Source organism: Carbonatibacter coralli, assembly GCF_039592655.1.
GTDB classification, from domain to species: Bacteria; Pseudomonadota; Alphaproteobacteria; order Kiloniellales; family Kiloniellaceae; genus Carbonatibacter; species Carbonatibacter coralli.
Genome location: NZ_JBBUTJ010000011.1, coordinates 1 through 19,694, shown reverse-complemented (window position 1 = coordinate 19,694; position 19,694 = coordinate 1). Strand labels below are relative to the sequence as shown.

Genomic DNA, 19,694 nt, shown 5'->3' with positions numbered 1-19,694 from the left:
CGAGTAACTTCCCAATTTCACGAAGAAATTTCCTGATCATGTCTGCCGCAGCCGCTACCTTGGGCGCGTGCAAATCAGAGTCGTCAGTCTTCAAGATTACCGGATTCACCATGGGGACCAGCTACTCTGTCGTAGCTGTCGATCACACACGCGCTGTAACAGAAACCGGGCTGCGTCGTGAAATCGAAGCCGGACTGCTGCAAGTCAATGCCCAGCTGTCCAACTGGGATCCGAATTCCGAAATTTCCCGCTTCAATGCATCACGGTCAACGGACGCTGTTGCGGTTTCCCCCGCACTGGCAGAGGTTATGAACGCTGCCGATCTGGTCCACACTGCCAGCGACGGTCAGTTCGATGTCACTCTCGGCCCACTGATCGACCTGTGGGGCTTTGGAGCAGCGGACAATTCAGTCCGTACTCCGGATGCAGCAGAAATCGAAGCTGCCCTTGGCGCTTCCGGTCAGAACCGCACACTGCAGGTTTCCGAAGGCTCCCTGCAAAAGCGTGTTCCCGGTACCGAAATCTATCTCTCTGCCATTGGCAAGGGCTACGGTGTTGACGTGGTTGCACGCAAACTCGAAAGCCTTGGTATCAAGGATTACATGGTTGAGATCGGTGGTGATCTCTACACAGCCGGCAACAATCCGGAAGGACGCCCGTGGCAGATCGGCATCGAGACACCGCTTGCCCATGATCGCACAACCCATCAGGTCGTTGACCTGTCCAGCCTGGGCATGGCGACCTCTGGTGATTACCGCAACTACTTTGAGCAGGATGGTGTACGCTATTCCCACATCATCGATGCGCAAACCGGCCGCCCGATCACACACACAACAGCCTCTGTCACTGTGCTGACAGAAAACGCCATGCTGGCCGATGCCTGGGCAACAGCCATGCTGGTGCTGGGCCGCGAGCGCGGTATGGAGATCGCAAATAATCGTGATCTGGCAGTGTTGTTTATTGAACGGGACGCCAACGCAACCCATAATAGGTTCATCACAACACCAAGCGCCCGTTTCAGCGCGCTGCAAGCCTAAAGATCGGACACTGAACCGTGGAAACCTTCCTTCTTGCCTTTGTTCTGCTCGCTCTGGTTATCGTCGGAATGGCGCTTGGCGTCATCATGCAGGGCAAGACCATCAAGGGTAGCTGTGGTGGCCTGAATGCCATTTCGGGCGCGGACCACTGTCTTGTGTGCAAGAAGGAAATCGACCCGGACAGTCCCCTGCGCGAGCGCCTCAGTTGCCCGCGCAAAAAGGATCTGGCCGACCAGATGTAAGGCTGTTTCCACAGTCCGGTTCTCTTCAGGAAAAAGCGCCTCTGACATCAGGATCAGAGGCGCTTTTTTCATATCAGGATTTTCCCTTATCCTCCGGGAGACAGCGGGACAAAGGCAAGGGTCAGAAGAGACCCCGCAGCGATCAGGCCGGAGATCCACAGCTGCCAGGCTGGCCCCTCTGCCTTCCAGACACGACGGTATTTGTACCCGGCCAGGCAGGCCACAACAAAAAATATGGTTGCACTCAGGGGTGTCAGGGTAAACAGGGTCAAAAAGCCGGGACCTTCCTAATCTGGTGATTTTCCTTTACACTCATAAGCATAGTCTAGCGGACAATCAAGTGAGGATGACTCCATGCCTACCTCCTACCAAGCTCCAAGAAGAAGCGACAGCGAACGCTCGAAAGAAGTCAGCCAGTCAGCAGCATCCAACCTCTCGGCCGGAACGGGCAAGGTCAAGGACATCATCCGGAAAAAGGGAGATGATGTCTTTTCCATTCGCCCCCAGGACACGCTGGGCAACGCGGTTCAGTTGCTGAGCGAAAAGCGTATCGGTGCGCTGATTGTCGCCGATGCGAACGGAACACTCCTTGGCATTCTCTCTGAACGTGACATTGTCAGAAAGCTGGCTGAAACGCCGGGCCGTACCCTTCCGCAGAAGGTTGAAGAAGTGATGACCGCCAACGTTGAAGTCTGCACGCGTGATGAACCTCTCATCTCCGTTCTCCGGCGCATGACCGAAGGTCGTTTCCGTCATATGCCGGTTATGGAGGACAACCGCCTTGTCGGAATTGTCACCATCGGCGACGTTGTCAATCACCGTCTCAACGAACTTGAATTCGAAGCCCTCCAGCTCAAACAGCTGATCGTTGGATAGAACAGCAAAAAGCCCGTATCACACGGGCTTTTTGTTTCGTGGAATTCCACAGTTCAAGAAGCAGGAGAGCCTGTTCGACCGATCCGGCTGTCCTGTTGTACCGGAGAAGGTTGCTGCTTCAGGCGGCCTGCCTGAACCACAAGGGGAACGGGTCCTCTGTTTTCTGAAAAATCTCCGGTGCGCTGAGGTATTCTTTCAGCAAACAGGCATCGAGCTGTGCACGAATTTTCTCTTCGCTCATTTCAGCCTTGAGCCCGATAAAGACAATTTCCTGTCTGCGATCACCAAAATCCCTGTTCCAGTGCTGCTTGATGATCCGCTCAAAGTCATCCCCCGCCGGCCAGCGTTCTTTCGGAACGGCAGCCCACCAGCGCCCGATCCCCTGATGACGTACGAACGCTCCGGCCTGCGAGACCTCGCCAACAAAGTCAGGACGGCTGGAAATCCAGAAAAAACCCTTTGCACGGACCACACCCGGCCATTCCTGATCGAAGAAAGCATGGATCTTCACCGGGTCAAAGGGCTCCCGTGCACGATAGACAAAACTGGTGATGCCATATTCCTCAGTCTCGGGAACATGGTCTTCAAAGTTGTACAGTTCCTGCGCCCACAGGGGATGCTCCTGCGCCTCCTCGAAATCAAAAAGGCCCGTATCCATAACCTCGTTCAGATCAACCTGTGACAATGTCGTTTCAAGGATTTTGGCTTTTGCATTCAATCCACGGACTATCGCGTTTACTGTTTCAAGTTCCTCTCTGGAAACCAGATCGGTTTTGTTCAGCACAACAACATTGGCAAATTCAATCTGTTCAACCAGCAGATCCACCAGAGTCCGCTCATCTCCCTCTCCAAGACTCTCTCCCTGATCCTTCAGAAAGTCGGTCGAGCTGTAATTCCTGACCAGACTGGCTGCATCAACAACCGTCACCATCGTATCCAGTCTGGAGACATCCGACAGGCTGTTGCCATCCTCGTCCCGGAAATCAAATGTCGTGGCCACCGGGAGCGGCTCGGAAATGCCGGTGCTTTCAATCAGGAGGTAATCAAACCTGCCTTCCGTCGCCAGGTCCCGCACCTGCATCAGAAGATCCTCACGCAATGTGCAGCAAATACAGCCGTTGCTCATCTCGACCAGCTTTTCTTCGGTTCGGGACAAATCTGCACCCCCGCGCTCAACCAGATCAGCGTCAATGTTCACTTCGCTCATGTCGTTGACGATAACCGCAACCTTGCGGCCTTCGCGGTTGTTAAGAATGTGATTTAAAAGGGTTGTTTTTCCGGCCCCCAGAAACCCTGACAGTACTGTAACCGGGAGTTTTTTCTCTGAACCCTGCATTGCCTGATCACCATCTCTTGATTTTAGTTATGTTATAACATAACATATTTGCATCACCCTGCTGAAAATTTCAAGAGAGAAAGGCTGAACAAATTCGATGAGTGTTTTTCGTACAAAGCGCATGGAGGCGCTCAAGGACTTCCCCGGGTACACAGATCAACTGGGTTTGGCAGAACGCACTGCACCCGAAAAAGCTTCAGCCTTCTTTCAGGAACTGATGAAAGAGCCTTTTCGCGTATCAGGCATGGTGCACAGGGAATCTGGCCGGGACGACATTCGGAACATTCTTGAAGATAATATTCCTGCAAGCCTGCAACGCGATTCCTTTTACGAAGAGTGGCTGACGGACATGGCCGAGGTCTCCAGACTGTTCTGCGACATACAGGGCACAGATTCCACTGGTTTCTGGCTCGGCTCCAAGCGGGGATGCAGACGTTATCACATCGACAATGTTGCGTTGAGAATGCTGGTCACCTACGCCGGCAAAGGCACAGAGTGGCTCCCTGATGAAGCCGCTGACCGTCAGGCTTTCTCCCGGAGGGAACCCAACGAGAAAATTGTGAAAGACCAGTCGGCCCTTCAGTTCATGAATCAATGGGATGTTGCCCTTTTCCGGGGCGGACCGGAAGGATTGTTCCATCGCACACCGGACGCAGCCTTGAACGAACCCTCCATACTGATGAGACTGGATCATCCATCATTCTGGGACAGAGTCCGGCAAGCCGAACAGCAAAAGCAGGTTGATCCTGTCCCGTGCTGAAAACCGTCGACCAGCCAGAACAGCAAAAAGCCCGCATGATGCGGGATTTTGTTTTGCGGCAGCTATACGAAATGAAATGGCGGTGTATTGAACCCCTTTGGGTTCGAATCCTCTACACTCACCGTTGTGTTGCAACAAATAATCGCCCTTAAAACAACGAAAAGCAAGTTTTATGTTGCAACGCCTTGTGCGGGTTTGATTTCCGTTCTTGGTATGACTTCAATCATCATGACGGAAGTACCGTACCAAACGCGCGTTCGAATCCCTTTTTGGGATTCATTGGAAACAGACCTAGTCTTCGTTGGTCGCGCTCGCGCTTAGGAAAAGAAGATCAGTTTTGGTCTGCTCATCTTTGAACTTAAACCCCCATCTATCTTCCATGAAAGACAAGAGGGTTTTGCCACGTTCTTCGATCTCCTCTGGTCGCCAGTGATCATTTTGAGAAACTGCAATTTCAGAATGCGAACCATCTGAATAACCGTTCCTGATCTTTTCACCTGCGTCATTTGATTTTGGCCTCTTTTTGTCATCAAAATCATCATTTTGTAAGGACGCGTTTATGGACATGGAAAGCAGCAGCAGGTTTCCAACTGAGCCACTGTAAAGATGGTAGTCCTGCTGATCTACACTGGAGAAAGCCTTCTGCCAGTTATCCGTAGGTGTTTGCGGAAACACATGTTCAATAGAAACCTTGTCCTTTGGTGTTTTGAGCAGATCCCCCCACGAGACCTTTTTCTGTCTGCTCTGGGAGAGTAAATTGAGTTCATATTCGTATAAGAAGTAACGCAACCCATGCCAACCGTAGTAGCCGCTTTTGCTTCCACTGTTGAATCTCTTGTAAAGGTAGTCATAGAAGTATCTTGAATTGAACGCGCCATCATCATGGAAGCAGTATGATGTGGCTGCATCTAATTTTTGCTTTATATCCTCAAGGGTCAGTTCACCACGATTGAATTCGCGTGATGCATTATAAAATTCACTATCCCTGTAGTTGCTTCTGGCTTGGCTTAATCGGAAAACAATAAAGATAAAGCGTTCAATTTGATTAAGAAGCTCTGTTCTTTTTTCGGGACTTTTTTCGTTCTTGAAAACTGACATTATGAGAGGACGGAAGTAACCCATGCCAATCCTATTTAATCGATCAAGAGCGTTTTTCTCTGCATCTGACAGCCCGGCAGCCAAATGAGGGTAGTAGGAGTTAAACCAATGAACAGCTGACTCTTTCAGGCTATTTACATACCGTTTGATTTCAAATGGCTGTAAATAAGCCACTGTTTTCGCATCAGTGTTTTTTGCTTCCCTATTATAAAATTCGATTAGTTTGCCAATTGCTGCACCGGGCGCACGATTGTTCGTCTGCACATTAAAATCGTGAAGATCACCGTTGTTAGAGAGTCTTTTTTTAAGGGCATTTAACTGATCCAAAGAATACGAGTTGAAGATTGGCTCTTTGATCAACTCTTCTAGCTCTCGGATGGCTCGCATGTAAACCTTACCTGCAGCACCAGCCTTAGTATTGGCATTCACAAAACTTATGTAATCAGCCTCTAAGTTGGTGGCATCATCTGCAGCGCCAATATCGCTATCCGTATCATCTATCTCAAAATCAGTGAGCTGTTCTTCTGGGAGTTCCAGAGCCACTTCACGCTCAATTTTCTTATGGATTTTCTGCGGGGAGAACTGCTCATCAAGTAGGAATTTTATGTAATCGTTTCCTTTTTTCCGAGAGTATTGAAAATACATGATCCAGTGGGCTTTGAGAAAATCATCATCATTTAGTGGCCGTTTGTCATTTCGGCCCAGCTGGTAGTAAACCTCTTTCCATGCGGCATTGATCGCATCACGCAGACTTTTGCGCTCTGCTGCGTCCAGCTCGTCATCAGAATATAGTGTTGTTAAGTAGATCAGGCGGTTTTTCAGAAGTTCGAGGTCTGATAAACGCTTGCCGCGATTGTTCATGGTTTCAAAGGCAACGAAAACGTCGAATTCGTCTTTGATCACATATTCATTAAACAAGAAACGCTTGGTCAGCTTTTTGTAAATTTCTTGAAGGCCATCCATTCCTGATTCTGCATAAAGCTCTTTCAGTTGCTCATAGAAATAGAGCTTCGCATTGCGTAAATTCAGTGTGTAGAAAGTCTCTTCAATTGACGGCGATCCGTCCTCGTTAAAAATTTTATGGCGAAGATACTCGTAGCTTGGATTATCGACGTTATAGCCAAATTTATATGTCCGGTACTGGTCGCCAGTAGGCTTAGTTTTGAATAAATATTTGTTGATAACAGCCTCTAGGCTGAGGCTGTCCGTGATATAAATCTCCTGATCGGCTTTATCTGCATTACCGTCCAGCTCTTTTACAAAATCAATAAATGCCTGCAAGAACACCACGAATGTTGTCAGGCGTTGCTGGCCATCAACGATATGGTACATCCGGTATGAATGATCATCCACCAGCCAGAATTCATTGTCTGTATCTGATACTTCTTTTGAGTTGAGTTCTTTCAGGGTAAGCACGCCGGTATAATGTGACCGATCTCCAGATAGATTGATCAGATCCTCCCAGAAGTCCTTAAGTTGGCTCTTCTGCCAAGCATAGCCCCTTTGATAATCAGGGATACGAAAAATCTTCTCTTTAAAAAGGCTGTCTAGTGACTTCGGTTCATCCATGGTGTCCCCCTGTAGTAATAATTTTCGGCTCAATCTTATTTGAATAATCATCCAGCCAGCAGAATGTGTTGACCAGTTTCATCTGCTCCACAGTACCGCATGGTATTTCCAGCAGCTTGGGATTAGCGACAACAACCGCCAAACACTGTGCGCGGGAGACGGCAACATTCAAACGGTTCTTGCTGTAAAGAAACTCAATATTACGCGGCAGATCTTCGGCGCTCGATGTCACCATGGAAATCAGCACGATGGGAGCTTCTTGGCCTTGGAACTTATCAACGGTGCCGACCTTGGTATTGTCCGGCAGGATGGAGCGCAGATAATTGACCTGCACATTGTATGGCGTAACCACCAGAATATCGTCTTCAGTGATCGGGCGTGCGGTGCCATCACGGTCGGTAAACTCTTGGCCGAGCAAGGCATCATATTTGGCTTTGATGATCTCGCCTTCTTCGATGCTCTTTTGTGAGGAGCCTTCATGCTCTGCCGGGATCATGACAACCCCCTCATTGGGCAGATCAACGCCTTGCAGGTTCAGGTTGCGTTCGGCGGTACTTTCATGGGCCGTCAGGCGACCATCATAGAACGCATCAGAGATAAACTGGCAAATGCTTGGGCGCATACGGCGTGTCTGGCCAAGGAAGATACCGCGCTCAGCCGGGATGGTGGAATGATCGCCCAGTAAGAATTCCAGCACCGACAATCCAGCTTCGCCCGGATGGGTACCTTGAATAGGTTGTCCAAGCTGCATCTGATCGCCTACCAGAATGATGTTTTTGGTCGCCGTGGCCATAGCGACCACATTGGCCGTGGCGACTTGTCCGGCTTCATCAATAAACAGGTAATCAAGCTGGCCATCAAAATGCGGGTTGGCAAATGTCCATGCGGTGCCAGCAAAGAGATCAGCGCCAAGGTTCATATTGTCGGTCTTGGTTTCGGAGCGGATAAACTGCCCATCAAAAATGGTCTCGTCATTCCCACCACTAGCCTTTTTGATGCCATGGAAATGCACACCTTTTTCAGCGGCAACGCTCTCCACTTTTTCCAGCAAGTTATGAATGGCTTTGTGCGAGTTTGATGTAACACCGATTTTCTTGCCGCGTTTGATCAGGTCCACAATGATATGGCTGCTGGTGTAAGTCTTACCCGCGCCCGGCGGGCCTTGGATAAAGAGATAGCTGTTATCTAACGCAGCAATGACTTCCAGTGCATCGCCTTGCAGATCACCAGAGGTGATGACCGCTTCACCCGTCTGCTTGCCCTGAATGCGCGGTACGTTTCGTGCCAGCAATTCGGTGGCGGCGTGAGTACCTTCCGGCGCTTCCAGCACATGATCGGCATAACGGTAGATGGCTGAGCGGATAATCTTGCTGTCAATCGGTCCCGGCGGGCCAATAGACAGGCTTTCCGGTAATGGCTCTTTACTCGCTCCGCGCTTGATTTTGACGATGCAGGCATCTTCATCAATCCCAACAATCGTGCCTGCATTTTCCATGACGGCAATATCAACGGCCTGTGCGCCGACCTTCAGCTTGTATTCCTGCGATGGGAAGCGGTAGCTGTAAATCAGGGAGCGCTTTTCAGGCTTGGGACTGCCAATTTGTTGTAGGCCACCAAGGCACTCCGTATCGTCAATCAGTGCGTCTTCAAATTTGTTCTGCCGTTCAAAGCTGCTCCACCATTGCGGCTTGGCTTCACGGTTATGAAATTCCAGCAGGTGCGACAGCCGCTCATTGATCGGTGGTGGATTATCCTCAATTACGCCAAGACGGGTTTGGTACTCCTCATATTCGATTTCCCAATCCTTGCGCTGCAGCTCTTCTTCCTCAACATATTCAGGCAAGCCCTTAAACCACGGCGCATCTTCCGGCTTAAGCGTCAGCAGCCAATCCCGCAGCAAGTGGGTGGAAACACAATCCACCTCGTTATAATCAGAAATCTCCTTCAGCAACTCATCGGCACCTGTTTCGCGCCATTCATTATAAACGATGATGCTATCAGCAGCGGTTGCCACGGCGTTGACCCGCTTGTCCATATAGAAGGTTTCCATGTTCTTGATGGAATAGCCGGGTTCAGATGTACGGATGCTTTCACGCACCACCAGATACAGATCAACGAATTTCTGATTGCGGAGCAGATTGTCCAGCTGCTCCTCACACACAGCATAACGGCAAGCCAAACGTTTGAGGGCTGTGGTTTCATAATGGTTGTAATGATAAATATGGGCATGTGGGTGTTCAGCCAGATGATCCGCCAGAAATGCCATGAAGCGCTTAAAGGTTTGTTTTTCCTCTTCATGGTCATGCGCCCAGAATGGAAGGAACAGCTCCTTGCCATCTTTGAAATAATAGACCCCAAACAAATACTCCAAGCCGTTCGGGTAAAGCGGATCGCCTTCCATATCAAAGAACAGGTCGCCATCATCCGGCACAGGCATTCGGGTAAAGCCCTTGCCCGGCGGGAACGGAATGATCTCGCATTTATTTTCGCCCGTGGTGGCTTTGTGGTGTTGCAGGACAGCTTGTGAGCGCAGGCGCAAAAACACATCACGGCTTAAGTCAGGGATTTTGGTGTCGGGCGCTGTGGCAGCAAGTTCAGCAACGCTGCGGATGTCAGCCTTCCGCAGCTTGTCCATTTGTGAGCGTTGGATATTGGCCACAAGGCTTAAATGACCATCTTGTTCCCACTGCGCTTTGCAGCCCTCGCGCCATGGACAGAAATTGCAATGGCCGCAAGGCTCAGGATATGAGTCCGCTGGCAGGTTTTGCAGATAGGTTTCAAAGCGGCCTTTGGCGCGGGTGTAGTAATAGAAAAAATCAGCCACGCGGAAGCTGTGTTTTTCATGATCTCCCAGAAACAGATGCATATCAGCCGGGCGTAGTCCTTGCAGGTCAGTCAGCAGCTCAGAATAGACACAGAGCTGCATAATATGCTTGGGCTCGGCTGTTCGTGCCAGTTTGGTATCCAGCACCTCATAGCTGAAATCACCCAAGCTGGATGGTGTATCGCACTTAATCAGGAAATCTGCATCGCCCCGCCAAGGCGGCATAAAGAACACGGCCTGATAAATCACATCCGCACCGGACTGCATGGCTTCCAGTGTGAGCTGGGCGCGGTCTTGTAAATTGCGGTCTTTAGGGATTTCAACGACAGATTTACCGTCGTCTTTGAGCTGTTGGAGATATGCTGCTTCGTGCTCCAAACCTTTTTGCTGCAGCAGCTGACCTGTGGTGCTGGCCTCGGCCTTATCCATATCCTCGCTCAGCGCCTTCACATCAAGAAAGCTCGCATGGTGACACCCCAAAAAGGTGACCAAGTCCGATGGTGAATAGAGAATCTGATCGTTACCGTATTGCTGCATATTATTTTTTACAAAAACGCCGTTACTGTATTTTTGTAGTTGACACGCAGAACATTCCGCGATACATTGATTTTAACAGTAATCGAATTACAGAGTTTTATCGAGATGATTTTGAAGTTAAAAGATATAGCCACGGTTTCATCGGGAGTGACATTTCGCTCTCGGATTGAGGCATCCAAGGATGGTGACGTTAGGGTCATTCAGATGAAAGACCTTGGTGACGATAACTTCGTGCACCTGAGCGAGAGCATTCACATCGACCACACTAAGCCTAAGCCGAATCAGCTTGCCAAGCTAGGGGATATTATTTTCCGTTCTCGTGGCCAGACAAACACTGCAGCACTACTTGATGAGGACGTGGAGAACACAATCGTAGCTGCTCCATTATTCCGTGTGCGGCCAGATCTAAAAAAGGTTGTGCCAGAGTTTTTGCTATGGTGGATCAACCAACCATCTTCGCAGTCTTATCTCGCGTCCAGATCAAAAGGCACCATGGTCAAGATGGTTAGCAAGCAAGGCTTAGAGGATTTGGAAGTTAACCTGCCTTCATTAGAGCAGCAAAAAAAGGTGGCTGAGTTTTTCAGTCTTTCCATGCGAGAGCAGCAACTTTTAGAAGAGATTAAAAATCGCAAAGCGATCTACACGCAAGGAATTTTGATGCAGATGGCATCAGAATCTCGCCCAACAGCGAGTAATAAAAAACCCGGTTTCGATGCGGCAACATCTACTCCGGGTCAAACTCAGTCAAGAGCAAGGAATTAATACTATGACACGAGGAAAAAATCAACATGTAGTGAAGCACCCGGACGGATGGGCCGTTAAGGGCGCAGGTAATAGCAAGGCAACGAAGGTCACCGATACGCAGAAAGAAGCGATTGAACGGGCCGAGCAAATTGCCCGCAACCAACAGTCAGACACCAAAGTTCATGGCCGTGACGGCAAAATCAGAGCCGGAAACAGCTATGGCAACGACCCATACCCACCGAAAGATACGAAATAAGCACAAGGAGCACAAAAATGACGAATGAAGCAATTAAACAACAAGACGTAAATAACGCTGCATGGGCTGCTTGTGACACCTTTCGTGGCGTTATGGATGCAGCTGGTTACAAGGATTATATCCTTGTGATGCTGTTCCTGAAATACATCTCGGATGTATGGAAGGATCATTATGAGGAATATCGCAAGCAATACGGTGATGACGATGTGCGTATTCGCCGCAAGCTAGAGCGTGAACGTTTTATCCTGCCGAAAGATGCTAGTTTTTACGACCTGTATGAAAAGCGCAACGAAGCCAATATTGGTGAGCTAATTAACATCGCATTGGACTCAATTGAGACATCCAATAAAAGCAAGCTGGAAGGCGTATTTCGTAATATTGATTTTAACTCAGAAGCTAATCTGGGCAAAACCAAGGACCGTAACCGCCGCCTGAAAATGTTGTTAGAAGACTTCCACAAGCCTCAGCTTGATATGCGCCCAAGCCGCATTTCTGAAGATGTTATCGGTAATGTTTATATTTACCTGATCGAACGATTTGCCTCTGATGCAGGTAAAAAGGCTGGGGAGTTCTACACCCCGCACAAAGTCTCTGAACTGGTTGCGAAATTGTGTAAGCCTAAGGTTGGCGCTCGCATCTGCGACCCGGCATGCGGTTCGGGCGGTTTGTTGATTGAGGCGGCCAAGGCTGTGGGTGATCGCAACTACTCTATCTATGGCATGGAAGTGAACGGCAGTACATGGGCCTTATGCCGCATGAATATGTTCCTGCATGGGGCCGACTCTGCCCGAATTGAATGGTGCAATACGCTGACCTCACCAACATTGGTGGAAAATGATCGCCTGATGAAATTCGACAATATCGTCGCAAACCCGCCATTCTCTCTTGATAAGTGGGGCGCTGACGAAGCTGAAGCTGACACGTATAACCGCTTCTGGCGCGGCGTGCCGCCAAAATCAAAAGGTGACTACGCCTTTATCAGTCACATGATTGAAGCAGCCGTGGAAAAAGAAGGTCGCGTTGCCATTGTTGTGCCGCATGGCGTTCTTTTCCGTGGCGCTGCCGAGGGGCGCATCCGTGAAAAACTAATCGAAGACAATCTGCTTGATGCCGTTATCGGTCTGCCGGGTAATCTGTTCCCGACCACATCAATCCCGGTCGCCATTTTGGTCTTTGACCGCTCCCGCGAAAAAGGCGGTGTCAATGAAGACCGCAAGGATGTTCTGTTCATTGATGCCAGCCAAGATTATCAGCCGGGTAAAAACCAAAATGCCCTGATGGATGAAAATATGGAGAAAATCCTGAACGCTTACGAAGCGCGTCAGACACAAGAAAAATATGCTCATTTGGCAAGCTATGACGAACTAAAAGAAAATGACTTCAACCTGAATATCCCACGCTATGTCGACACCTTCGAAGAGGAGGCGGAAATCGACATCGAAGCTGTTCAGCAAGAAATCGATACGCTCGAAGGTGAGTTAGCAGAAGTACGTGGCAAGATGGCTAACCTTCTGAAGGAGGTGGCAGCATGAGCAAAAAAGAATCGAAAAGTCTAACCATTCAAGATGAAGTCACAGAGTTTTTGCTTTATACCGCACCGGGGGGTGACATAAAAGTCGAGGTCATCTTGAACGATGAAACCATTTGGCTGACACAACAGCGCATAGCGGACCTATTTGGCGTACAGCGCCCTGCCATAACTAAGCATCTGAAAAATATATATGAATCTGGTGAGCTGGATGAGGAAGGCACAAGTTCCGTTCTGGAACATGTGGGGGAGACTGGGCAAACTTACCCAACAAAATATTATAATCTAGATGCTGTTATATCGGTGGGATATCGGGTCAATTCATCCCAAGCCACCCAATTCCGTATTTGGGCAACCCAGCTTCTAAAAGAATATATCGTCAAAGGCTTTGCCATGGATGATGAGCGTCTAAAAAATGGGCGTTATTTCGGGAAAGACTACTTTCAAGAGCTGCTGGAACGCGTCCGCTCCATCCGCGCTAGTGAACGTCGTATTTATCAGCAAATCACTGACATTTTTGCTGAGTGTAGCATTGATTATGACCCTAAGTCAGAAACAACCAAGCTGTTTTACGCTCATGTGCAGGACAAATTCCATTACGCCATCACAGGGCAAACCTCATCAGAGAAGATTTTCCATTCAGTAGATAGTGACAAGCCGCTGATGGGCATGATGACGTTTAAGAATGCGCCGGATGGCCGCGTTCTGAAATCCGATACCACCATTGGAAAGAATTATTTGTCCGAAGATGAAATACGCCGTCTGGAACGCGCTGTATCGGCCTTCTTTGATTATATCGAAGGCATTATTGAACGCCGCAACACCTTTACCATGGAAGGCTTTGCCGACAGCGTGAACAAGTTCCTTGAATTCAACGAATATCAGGTACTGGAAGGCTACGGCAAAGTGACCCGCAAACAAGCCGAAGAGAAAGCATTGGCTGAATATGAGAAATTTAACAAGCTACAAAAAATAGAATCTGATTTCGACAAGCAAGTCAAAGCCCTCGAAAAACAGCACACTAAAAAAATTGGTGCGGGAGGTGGTGATGAATAGAACGCCTGTCAGGTCAAGCAATATTGCTAGTGCTGGTTATGAGAACGGCACGCTTGAAATCGCATTTGTTGATGGTGGCGTGTACCAGTATTTCAACGTGCCTGAATATGTCTATCAGGGGCTGATGTCTGCGGCATCCAAAGGGCGTTATTTCCACGACCATATCAAAGATAGATACCAAACAAGAAAGGTGGGATGGTGATATGAGTAGTGTAAAAATTAGCGATATTTCTAGCTTTGTCACCAGCGGTTCTCGTGGATGGGCTTCATATTATTCAAATTCTGGTGCGTTATTTCTACGTATGACTAATCTACCCAAAAATGGAATAAAACTGCTCTTAAACGACAACAAATATGTTCAGCTGCCCGATAAGTCAAATGAAGGGAAAAGAACAGCTCTTCAATATGGTGACATTCTTATTTCGATTACAGCCGAGCTTGGAAAAATTGGTTTCGTAGAGCAACTGCCCGATTCTGAAGCATATGTAAATCAGCACGTATGTTTAGTTCGCCCCATTCAAGAAAAGGTACACCCTAAGTTTCTAGCCTATTATTTGAGCTCCCAACCTCAACGTAATTTGCTAAACAGGCTTAATGACTCTGGCGCGAAGTCAGGTCTGAACCTGTCAACAATCGCAAAGTTTCCAGTCATTCTCCCAGATAAGGCAACGCAAGAATTCATTGTCGATGCTCTGGAACAATGGGACACGGCTATAGAAAAAACCGAAACGTTGATTAATGCCAAAGAGCGTCAATTCGGGTGGTTGGTAACAAGGTTAATTAATAAATCCGGACATAAGAAAAAACAGCTTTCTGATTTTATCTCAGAGGTTTCTGTGAGAAATCGTGGCAACGAGATTGACCGCGTATTGAGTGTTACCAATCGCAGTGGATTTGTATTGCCGGAAGATCAATTTGAACGCCGTGTGGCGAGTGCGAATGTAAGCAATTACAAAATCGTACAGCAAGGCCAGTATGCCTATAATCCATCACGTATTAATGTGGGTTCCATTGCACGATTAGATGATTGGGACAACGGAATATTAAGCCCGATGTACACAGTCTTTAAGTTGGACCAGAAAATAGTGAATAGTGATTATTTTTTACATTGGCTCTCTTCTAGTGAGGCAAAACAGCGGATTAAAAAAAGTGCACAAGGCAGCGTGCGTGAGACGGTTAGTTTCGGTGATCTAGGGGCAATCCCAATTTGCCTTCCTGAGCTATCTGTTCAGCAAAATATAGCGAACACCCTCAACACAGCTCAGCAGGAAATTACGCTCCTCAAAAAGCTAGCCGATCAATACCGGACGCAAAAGCGTGGGCTGATGCAAAAGCTGTTGTCCGGTGAATGGCATATTAAAAATAAGGAGGCTGCGTAATGTCAGGGAGCAATATACAAGGCTTTCGCTTTAACGAAGAATATCTGTCACAAATTCCTGCGCTGCAGGAGCTGATCGCACTTGGCTATGAATATCTACCACCGGAACAAGCATTGGCGATGCGCGGCGGTAAAAACAGCAATGTACTGTTGGAAAGCGTGCTACGTGAGCAACTGAAGCAATTCAACAGCATCCACTACAAGGGTAAGGATTATCATTTCTCGGAAGCCAATATTCAGGAGGCCATCCAGAAGATCAAAAACGTTAAATATGACGGTCTGCAAAAAACCAATGAGGTTATCTATGATCTGATTACCCTTGGTACTGCACTGGAGCAGACGGTCGAGGGCAACAGCAAAAGCTTTAACCTGAATTACATTGACTGGAAAACGCCATCAAACAATGTGTTTAATGTCGTACCGGAATTCGCGGTGGAGCGTAACCGCAGCGTTGAAACAGCCAGACCGGACATTGTTCTATTCGTCAACGGCATACCATTAGCAGTGATTGAATGTAAATCCCCCAAGGTGGAGGTTGAGCAAGCCGTTTCGCAAAACATCCGCAATCAGGGTGATGAATACATCCCAAAATTATTCACCTATGTGCAATTGGTGATGGGTGTGAATAAGAATGCGGCTCAGTACGCGACTGCTGGCACACCTGCCAAATTCTGGGGCGTATGGAATGAACTGGAAGACAAAGAGGACAAGATTACCAAAATCATCAATACGCCTTTAAGTGATGATAAGAAGAACGCATTGTTCTCAGGTGAATTTGCGCCTGCGCGTGGGTTCTTCGATGCATTGGAAAATGAAGGCGAGCGTATGCTCACCGAGCAGGATAAAGCGCTTTACAGCCTTTGTCGCCCGGAACGGCTTCTGGAGCTAACCTATCGCTTTACGCTATTTGATACGGGAATTAAGAAAATTGCGCGTTACCAACAGTTCTTCGTAATCCGTTCCACGGTTGAGCGTATTAAGCGCCGCGACCGCGAAGGCATTAGAACAGGTGGTGTTATCTGGCATACGCAAGGATCAGGTAAATCCCTAACCATGGTGATGCTGACACGCGCACTCGCTTTGGATACTGAGGTTGTAAATCCGCGCATTATTCTTGTAACAGACCGTGATGATCTGGATAAGCAGCTGGGCAATACGTTTGCTGCTTGCGGCCTTTCCAAAGAACGCGCCACGTCTGGCCGTAATCTTGTGAAGCACCTGAAAGAAAAAGTCGGCATCATAACCACGCTCATTCACAAGTTTGATAAAGGCTGGGCATCGGAAAAATATGTCGATGAATCCCCGGACATTTTTGTGCTGGTGGATGAAAGCCACCGGACAAATTTTGGCTCGCTTGCCGCCAGAATGCGCCAGATGCTGCCCAATTCCTGCTATTTGGGCTTTACGGGCACACCACTTCTGAAAAAAGAGAAGAATAATTTCTCAAAATTTGGAGGGCTGATTGAGCCGCATTATTCCATCAAACAGGCGGTGAAAGATAAGGCTGTTTTGCCATTGCTTTATGAGGGCCGTCACGTAGAGATGGAGCAAAATCAAGCCGCCATCGACCTTTGGTTTGATCGTCATACGTCTGATTTAAACAAAGACCAGCAGGCTGACCTGAAAAAGAAATATGCCCGCGCTGAAATGCTGAATAAATCTGATCAGGTTATTTATATGCGGGCCTTTGATGTCAGCGAGCATTATCGTGCCAACTGGCAAGGCACAGGTTTCAAAGCTCAGCTTGTCGCCCCAAGCAAAGCGGCTGCGCTTAAATATCATGAGCACCTAAAGGATATTGGGTTTGTTACATCAGAAGTAATTATTTCACCACCAGATACTCGTGAAGGTCATGAGGAAGTGGATGAAGGCCCAACTGATGAGGTTGGCAAGTTCTGGGACAAGATGATGAAGCGCTTTGGTTCCGAAGAGGAATATACCAAGCAGGTCATCAACCAGTTCAAATATGGTGAAGAGCCGGAAATTCTGATCGTTGTTGATAAATTGTTGACTGGCTTTGATGCCCCCAAAAACACGGTTCTCTATCTATGCAGAACCTTGCGCGAGCATACCTTATTACAGGCTATTGCCCGCGTGAACCGATTACACGAGGGCAAAGACTTCGGATATATCGTTGACTATGCCAGTGTTCTAGGTGAGCTGGATAAGGCGCTCACGATGTATGATGCGTTTGAAGGCTTTGACGAAGAAGACCTCTTAGGCACGCTGACTTCGGTTAACGAAGAAGTGCAAATGCTACCGCAACGCTATTCTGATTTATGGGACGTCTTCCGAGAGGTCAAAAACAAGCATGATGAAGAATCTTTTGAGGTTCTTCTGGCGGATGATGAGTTGCGTGAGGATTTCTACGAAAGACTGGCTGAGTATAGCAAAACCCTCGGGATTGCGCTTTCAACTGATAAATTCATCATGGAAACGGATGAGGCCAAGCTACGAAACTATAAGGCTGATCTGAAACGATTCCAAAATCTGAAAAAATCAGTAAAACTGCGCTATGCAGAGGCCATCGACTACCGTGATTACGAGCCTAAGATTAAAAAACTGCTCGATACACATATTCAGGCCAATGAGGTTATTCAGCTAAATGCGCCTGTCGATATCTTTGACGATCAAAATTTTGATGCTGTCAAAAAAGGTCAAGGCATCCATTCTGGTAAATCAACAACTGCTAAGGCTGATACTATCGCGCATGCGACGAAGAAGGTCATCAACGAAAAGATGGATGAAGACCCCGCGTTTTATGAGAAGTTTTCAAAACTGATTCAGCAAGCCATTGATGACTTTAAAGCGCGTCGCATCTCTGATCTCGATTACCTTAACAAGATTAGTGATATTCGTGACTCAGTTGTTTCGAAAAAGCATGATGACGTACCAGAAAACATTAGCGGTAATGATGAAGCATGCGCGTACTATGGTGTAATCAAGCCATATTTCATGAAATATGAGGCAGAAGCACAGGAGATTGAGTCTGTATCCGCAGAAACATCTCTGGCTATTCAGCGTATCATTGAAGACCATTGGAAAGTTGATTTCTGGACCGATGATGATGCTCAAAAATCTGCCATTAACGACATAGACGATTTTCTTTATGACGAGGTTAAAGACAAGTTTGATATGGCATTAAGCTTGGAGCAGATGGATGAAATCATTGAAAAAACGATGCAGATAGCCAAAAGCAGGAGGCATGCATAATGAAAAGTATTGCCTGCACCATCAGCTACGGCAAAACAGAAATTGACTACGAACTTTTGATGATGAACCGTAAATTGTTAGAAATCGCGGTCCATCCTGACAAAAGTGTCGTGGTCAAAGCGCCGAAAACCTCATCGCTTGAAGCCATTGAAGACAAGGTAAAGAAAAGAGCCCGGTGGATTAAACGGCAAATTTCTTATTTCAATCAGTTTGATCCAAGGACCCCGGACAGGAAATATGTTGGCGGTGAAAGCCACCTCTATCTTGGTCGAAAATACAGGCTTAAAATAGAAGTATCTGACAAAGATAAAGTGCTTTTGAAAAATGGATATTTCTGTATCGAGGCGATCTCCAGCAAACCCGAGCACATAGAGAAGCTTATGGATTCTTGGTATAGGAGACGGGCGAAGATGTACCTGTCGAAAATCTTTGATGATTGCTGGGATAGTTTCAAAAAAGGAGACCTAAACAAACCAAATCTGAAACTGCAAAAAATGGATAAACGCTGGGGTAGCTTATCGGGAAAAGGTCAGCTCACGCTTAATGTCAATCTTATTCAAACACCCAAGGAGTGCATTGAATACGTTGTTATTCACGAGCTTTGTCACCTCATCCACCATAACCATAGTACCGAGTTTTACAAACTGCTGGACCGCACATTGCCTGATTGGATGAAGCGGAAACACAAACTCGAGATGGCTTTAATTTAAACCGCATATAATCCAGCTTCTGCAGCACGTCGCCGAACAAGCCCCTTTAATTTACGGCCACCTGCCCAGACCCAGCGCATGAATTGCTCTGGTACTTCGGCGTGTTCCTCGCGGTTGATTTTACGGCGCAGTGTTGAGCGTTGAAGCGCTCCACCACCAAGATTGTAGGTGAATGACACCAGCGCATCGAACTGACCATCTGTCAGTGGTACGTTAATCAGGCGCAAAACAGCACGTTCTGCTATCTGGGCATCTTGGCGCAATAATTCTTCGGCCTGTGATTCATCAATGCCTGCTGAAAAGTCCTCGTCGTTTTTGACAACGTGACCATAACCGATGGTGGGATAACCAGCGGGGCAAAAATAAACGGTCCGAGAGAAGCCCTCGAACCGTTTGATCAGGTTGACCTGCCCCCATGTGGTGATCCAACCTTTAAGTTAGATTTTGACACCATGAGCCGTCCAGCTGTGGCGGCTGGAGCGTAGCGTAAGCCAGAACAGCTGGACGGGGCAAGATTGTTGTTGGTGCAG

At 47.8% G+C, this 19,694-nt stretch carries 17 protein-coding genes; 12 read left to right on the top strand and 5 right to left on the bottom strand.

Annotated elements, in window-relative coordinates; translation table 11 throughout:
* Window positions 1-110 precede the first annotated feature (110 nt).
* Both AAAH10_RS15630 and nqrM read left to right on the top strand, forming a co-directional pair.
* The gene (locus AAAH10_RS15630) at window positions 111-1,037 is read left to right on the top strand and encodes an FAD:protein FMN transferase (protein ID WP_343565259.1); all 927 of its coding nucleotides are present in this window, start codon (window positions 111-113) and stop codon (window positions 1,035-1,037) included.
* 17 nt (window positions 1,038-1,054) lie between these two features.
* Window positions 1,055-1,279 carry a (Na+)-NQR maturation NqrM gene (nqrM, locus tag AAAH10_RS15625; protein WP_343565257.1) on the top strand — a complete coding sequence of 75 codons (225 nt, stop codon included), beginning with the start codon at window positions 1,055-1,057 and terminating at the stop codon, window positions 1,277-1,279.
* 86 nt (window positions 1,280-1,365) lie between these two features.
* On the opposite strand, the gene AAAH10_RS15620 is transcribed toward nqrM, so the two are convergent.
* Window positions 1,366-1,551: a hypothetical protein gene (locus AAAH10_RS15620; protein ID WP_343565255.1), complete on the bottom strand. Its 186-nt coding sequence runs from the start codon at window positions 1,549-1,551 to the stop codon at window positions 1,366-1,368.
* A gap of 82 nt (window positions 1,552-1,633) precedes the next feature.
* Between AAAH10_RS15620 and AAAH10_RS15615 the strand changes: the two genes are divergently transcribed.
* Window positions 1,634-2,155, top strand: a complete 522-nt coding sequence (locus AAAH10_RS15615; protein WP_343565253.1) for a CBS domain-containing protein — start codon at window positions 1,634-1,636, stop codon at window positions 2,153-2,155.
* A 118-nt stretch (window positions 2,156-2,273) separates the two neighbouring features.
* Here the strand turns inward: AAAH10_RS15615 and zigA are convergent, their stop codons facing one another.
* A complete protein-coding gene (zigA, locus tag AAAH10_RS15610) occupies window positions 2,274-3,491 on the bottom strand; it encodes a zinc metallochaperone GTPase ZigA (protein WP_343565251.1) in 1,218 nt (405 codons plus the stop codon).
* Between the two features lie 97 nt (window positions 3,492-3,588).
* Between zigA and AAAH10_RS15605 the strand changes: the two genes are divergently transcribed.
* Window positions 3,589-4,251 (top strand): DUF1826 domain-containing protein, encoded by a 663-nt coding sequence (locus tag AAAH10_RS15605; RefSeq protein WP_343565249.1) that lies wholly within the window; start codon window positions 3,589-3,591, stop codon window positions 4,249-4,251.
* A 291-nt stretch (window positions 4,252-4,542) separates the two neighbouring features.
* On the opposite strand, the gene AAAH10_RS15600 is transcribed toward AAAH10_RS15605, so the two are convergent.
* On the bottom strand, window positions 4,543-6,918 hold the full coding sequence (locus AAAH10_RS15600) for a DUF262 domain-containing protein (RefSeq protein WP_343565247.1): 2,376 nt from the start codon (window positions 6,916-6,918) through the stop codon (window positions 4,543-4,545).
* Window positions 6,911-10,279 carry a TM0106 family RecB-like putative nuclease gene (locus AAAH10_RS15595; RefSeq protein ID WP_343565245.1) on the bottom strand — a complete coding sequence of 1,123 codons (3,369 nt, stop codon included), beginning with the start codon at window positions 10,277-10,279 and terminating at the stop codon, window positions 6,911-6,913. Before AAAH10_RS15595 ends, AAAH10_RS15600 begins: the two co-directional genes overlap by 8 nt.
* 39 nt (window positions 10,280-10,318) lie before the next feature.
* Here AAAH10_RS15595 and AAAH10_RS15590 point away from each other — a divergent pair, with 39 nt between their 5' ends.
* From AAAH10_RS15590 to AAAH10_RS15555, 8 genes are read left to right on the top strand one after another with little or no spacing between them, the layout of a single operon-like run.
* A complete protein-coding gene (locus AAAH10_RS15590) occupies window positions 10,319-11,041 on the top strand; it encodes a restriction endonuclease subunit S (RefSeq protein WP_343565243.1) in 723 nt (240 codons plus the stop codon).
* Window positions 11,042-11,045: 4 nt separating this feature from the next.
* Window positions 11,046-11,279, top strand: a complete 234-nt coding sequence (locus AAAH10_RS15585) for a DUF2188 domain-containing protein (protein WP_343565241.1) — start codon at window positions 11,046-11,048, stop codon at window positions 11,277-11,279.
* A gap of 17 nt (window positions 11,280-11,296) precedes the next feature.
* A complete protein-coding gene (locus tag AAAH10_RS15580; protein ID WP_343565239.1) occupies window positions 11,297-12,811 on the top strand; it encodes a type I restriction-modification system subunit M in 1,515 nt (504 codons plus the stop codon).
* Window positions 12,808-13,863 carry a virulence RhuM family protein gene (locus tag AAAH10_RS15575; protein ID WP_343565237.1) on the top strand — a complete coding sequence of 352 codons (1,056 nt, stop codon included), beginning with the start codon at window positions 12,808-12,810 and terminating at the stop codon, window positions 13,861-13,863. The genes AAAH10_RS15580 and AAAH10_RS15575 overlap by 4 nt, the downstream gene beginning before the upstream one ends.
* A complete protein-coding gene (locus AAAH10_RS15570; RefSeq protein WP_343565235.1) occupies window positions 13,856-14,065 on the top strand; it encodes a KTSC domain-containing protein in 210 nt (69 codons plus the stop codon). Before AAAH10_RS15575 ends, AAAH10_RS15570 begins: the two co-directional genes overlap by 8 nt.
* A gap of 1 nt (window position 14,066) precedes the next feature.
* On the top strand, window positions 14,067-15,242 hold the full coding sequence (locus AAAH10_RS15565) for a restriction endonuclease subunit S (protein WP_343565233.1): 1,176 nt from the start codon (window positions 14,067-14,069) through the stop codon (window positions 15,240-15,242).
* On the top strand, window positions 15,242-18,454 hold the full coding sequence (locus AAAH10_RS15560) for a type I restriction endonuclease subunit R (RefSeq protein WP_343565231.1): 3,213 nt from the start codon (window positions 15,242-15,244) through the stop codon (window positions 18,452-18,454). The genes AAAH10_RS15565 and AAAH10_RS15560 overlap by 1 nt, the downstream gene beginning before the upstream one ends.
* Window positions 18,454-19,164, top strand: a complete 711-nt coding sequence (locus AAAH10_RS15555) for a M48 family metallopeptidase (protein WP_343565229.1) — start codon at window positions 18,454-18,456, stop codon at window positions 19,162-19,164. The genes AAAH10_RS15560 and AAAH10_RS15555 overlap by 1 nt, the downstream gene beginning before the upstream one ends.
* Here the strand turns inward: AAAH10_RS15555 and AAAH10_RS15550 are convergent.
* Window positions 19,161-19,562, bottom strand: a complete 402-nt coding sequence (locus AAAH10_RS15550) for a lysozyme (protein ID WP_442490280.1) — start codon at window positions 19,560-19,562, stop codon at window positions 19,161-19,163. The genes AAAH10_RS15555 and AAAH10_RS15550 overlap by 4 nt on opposite strands.
* Window positions 19,563-19,694: the final 132 nt, after the last annotated feature.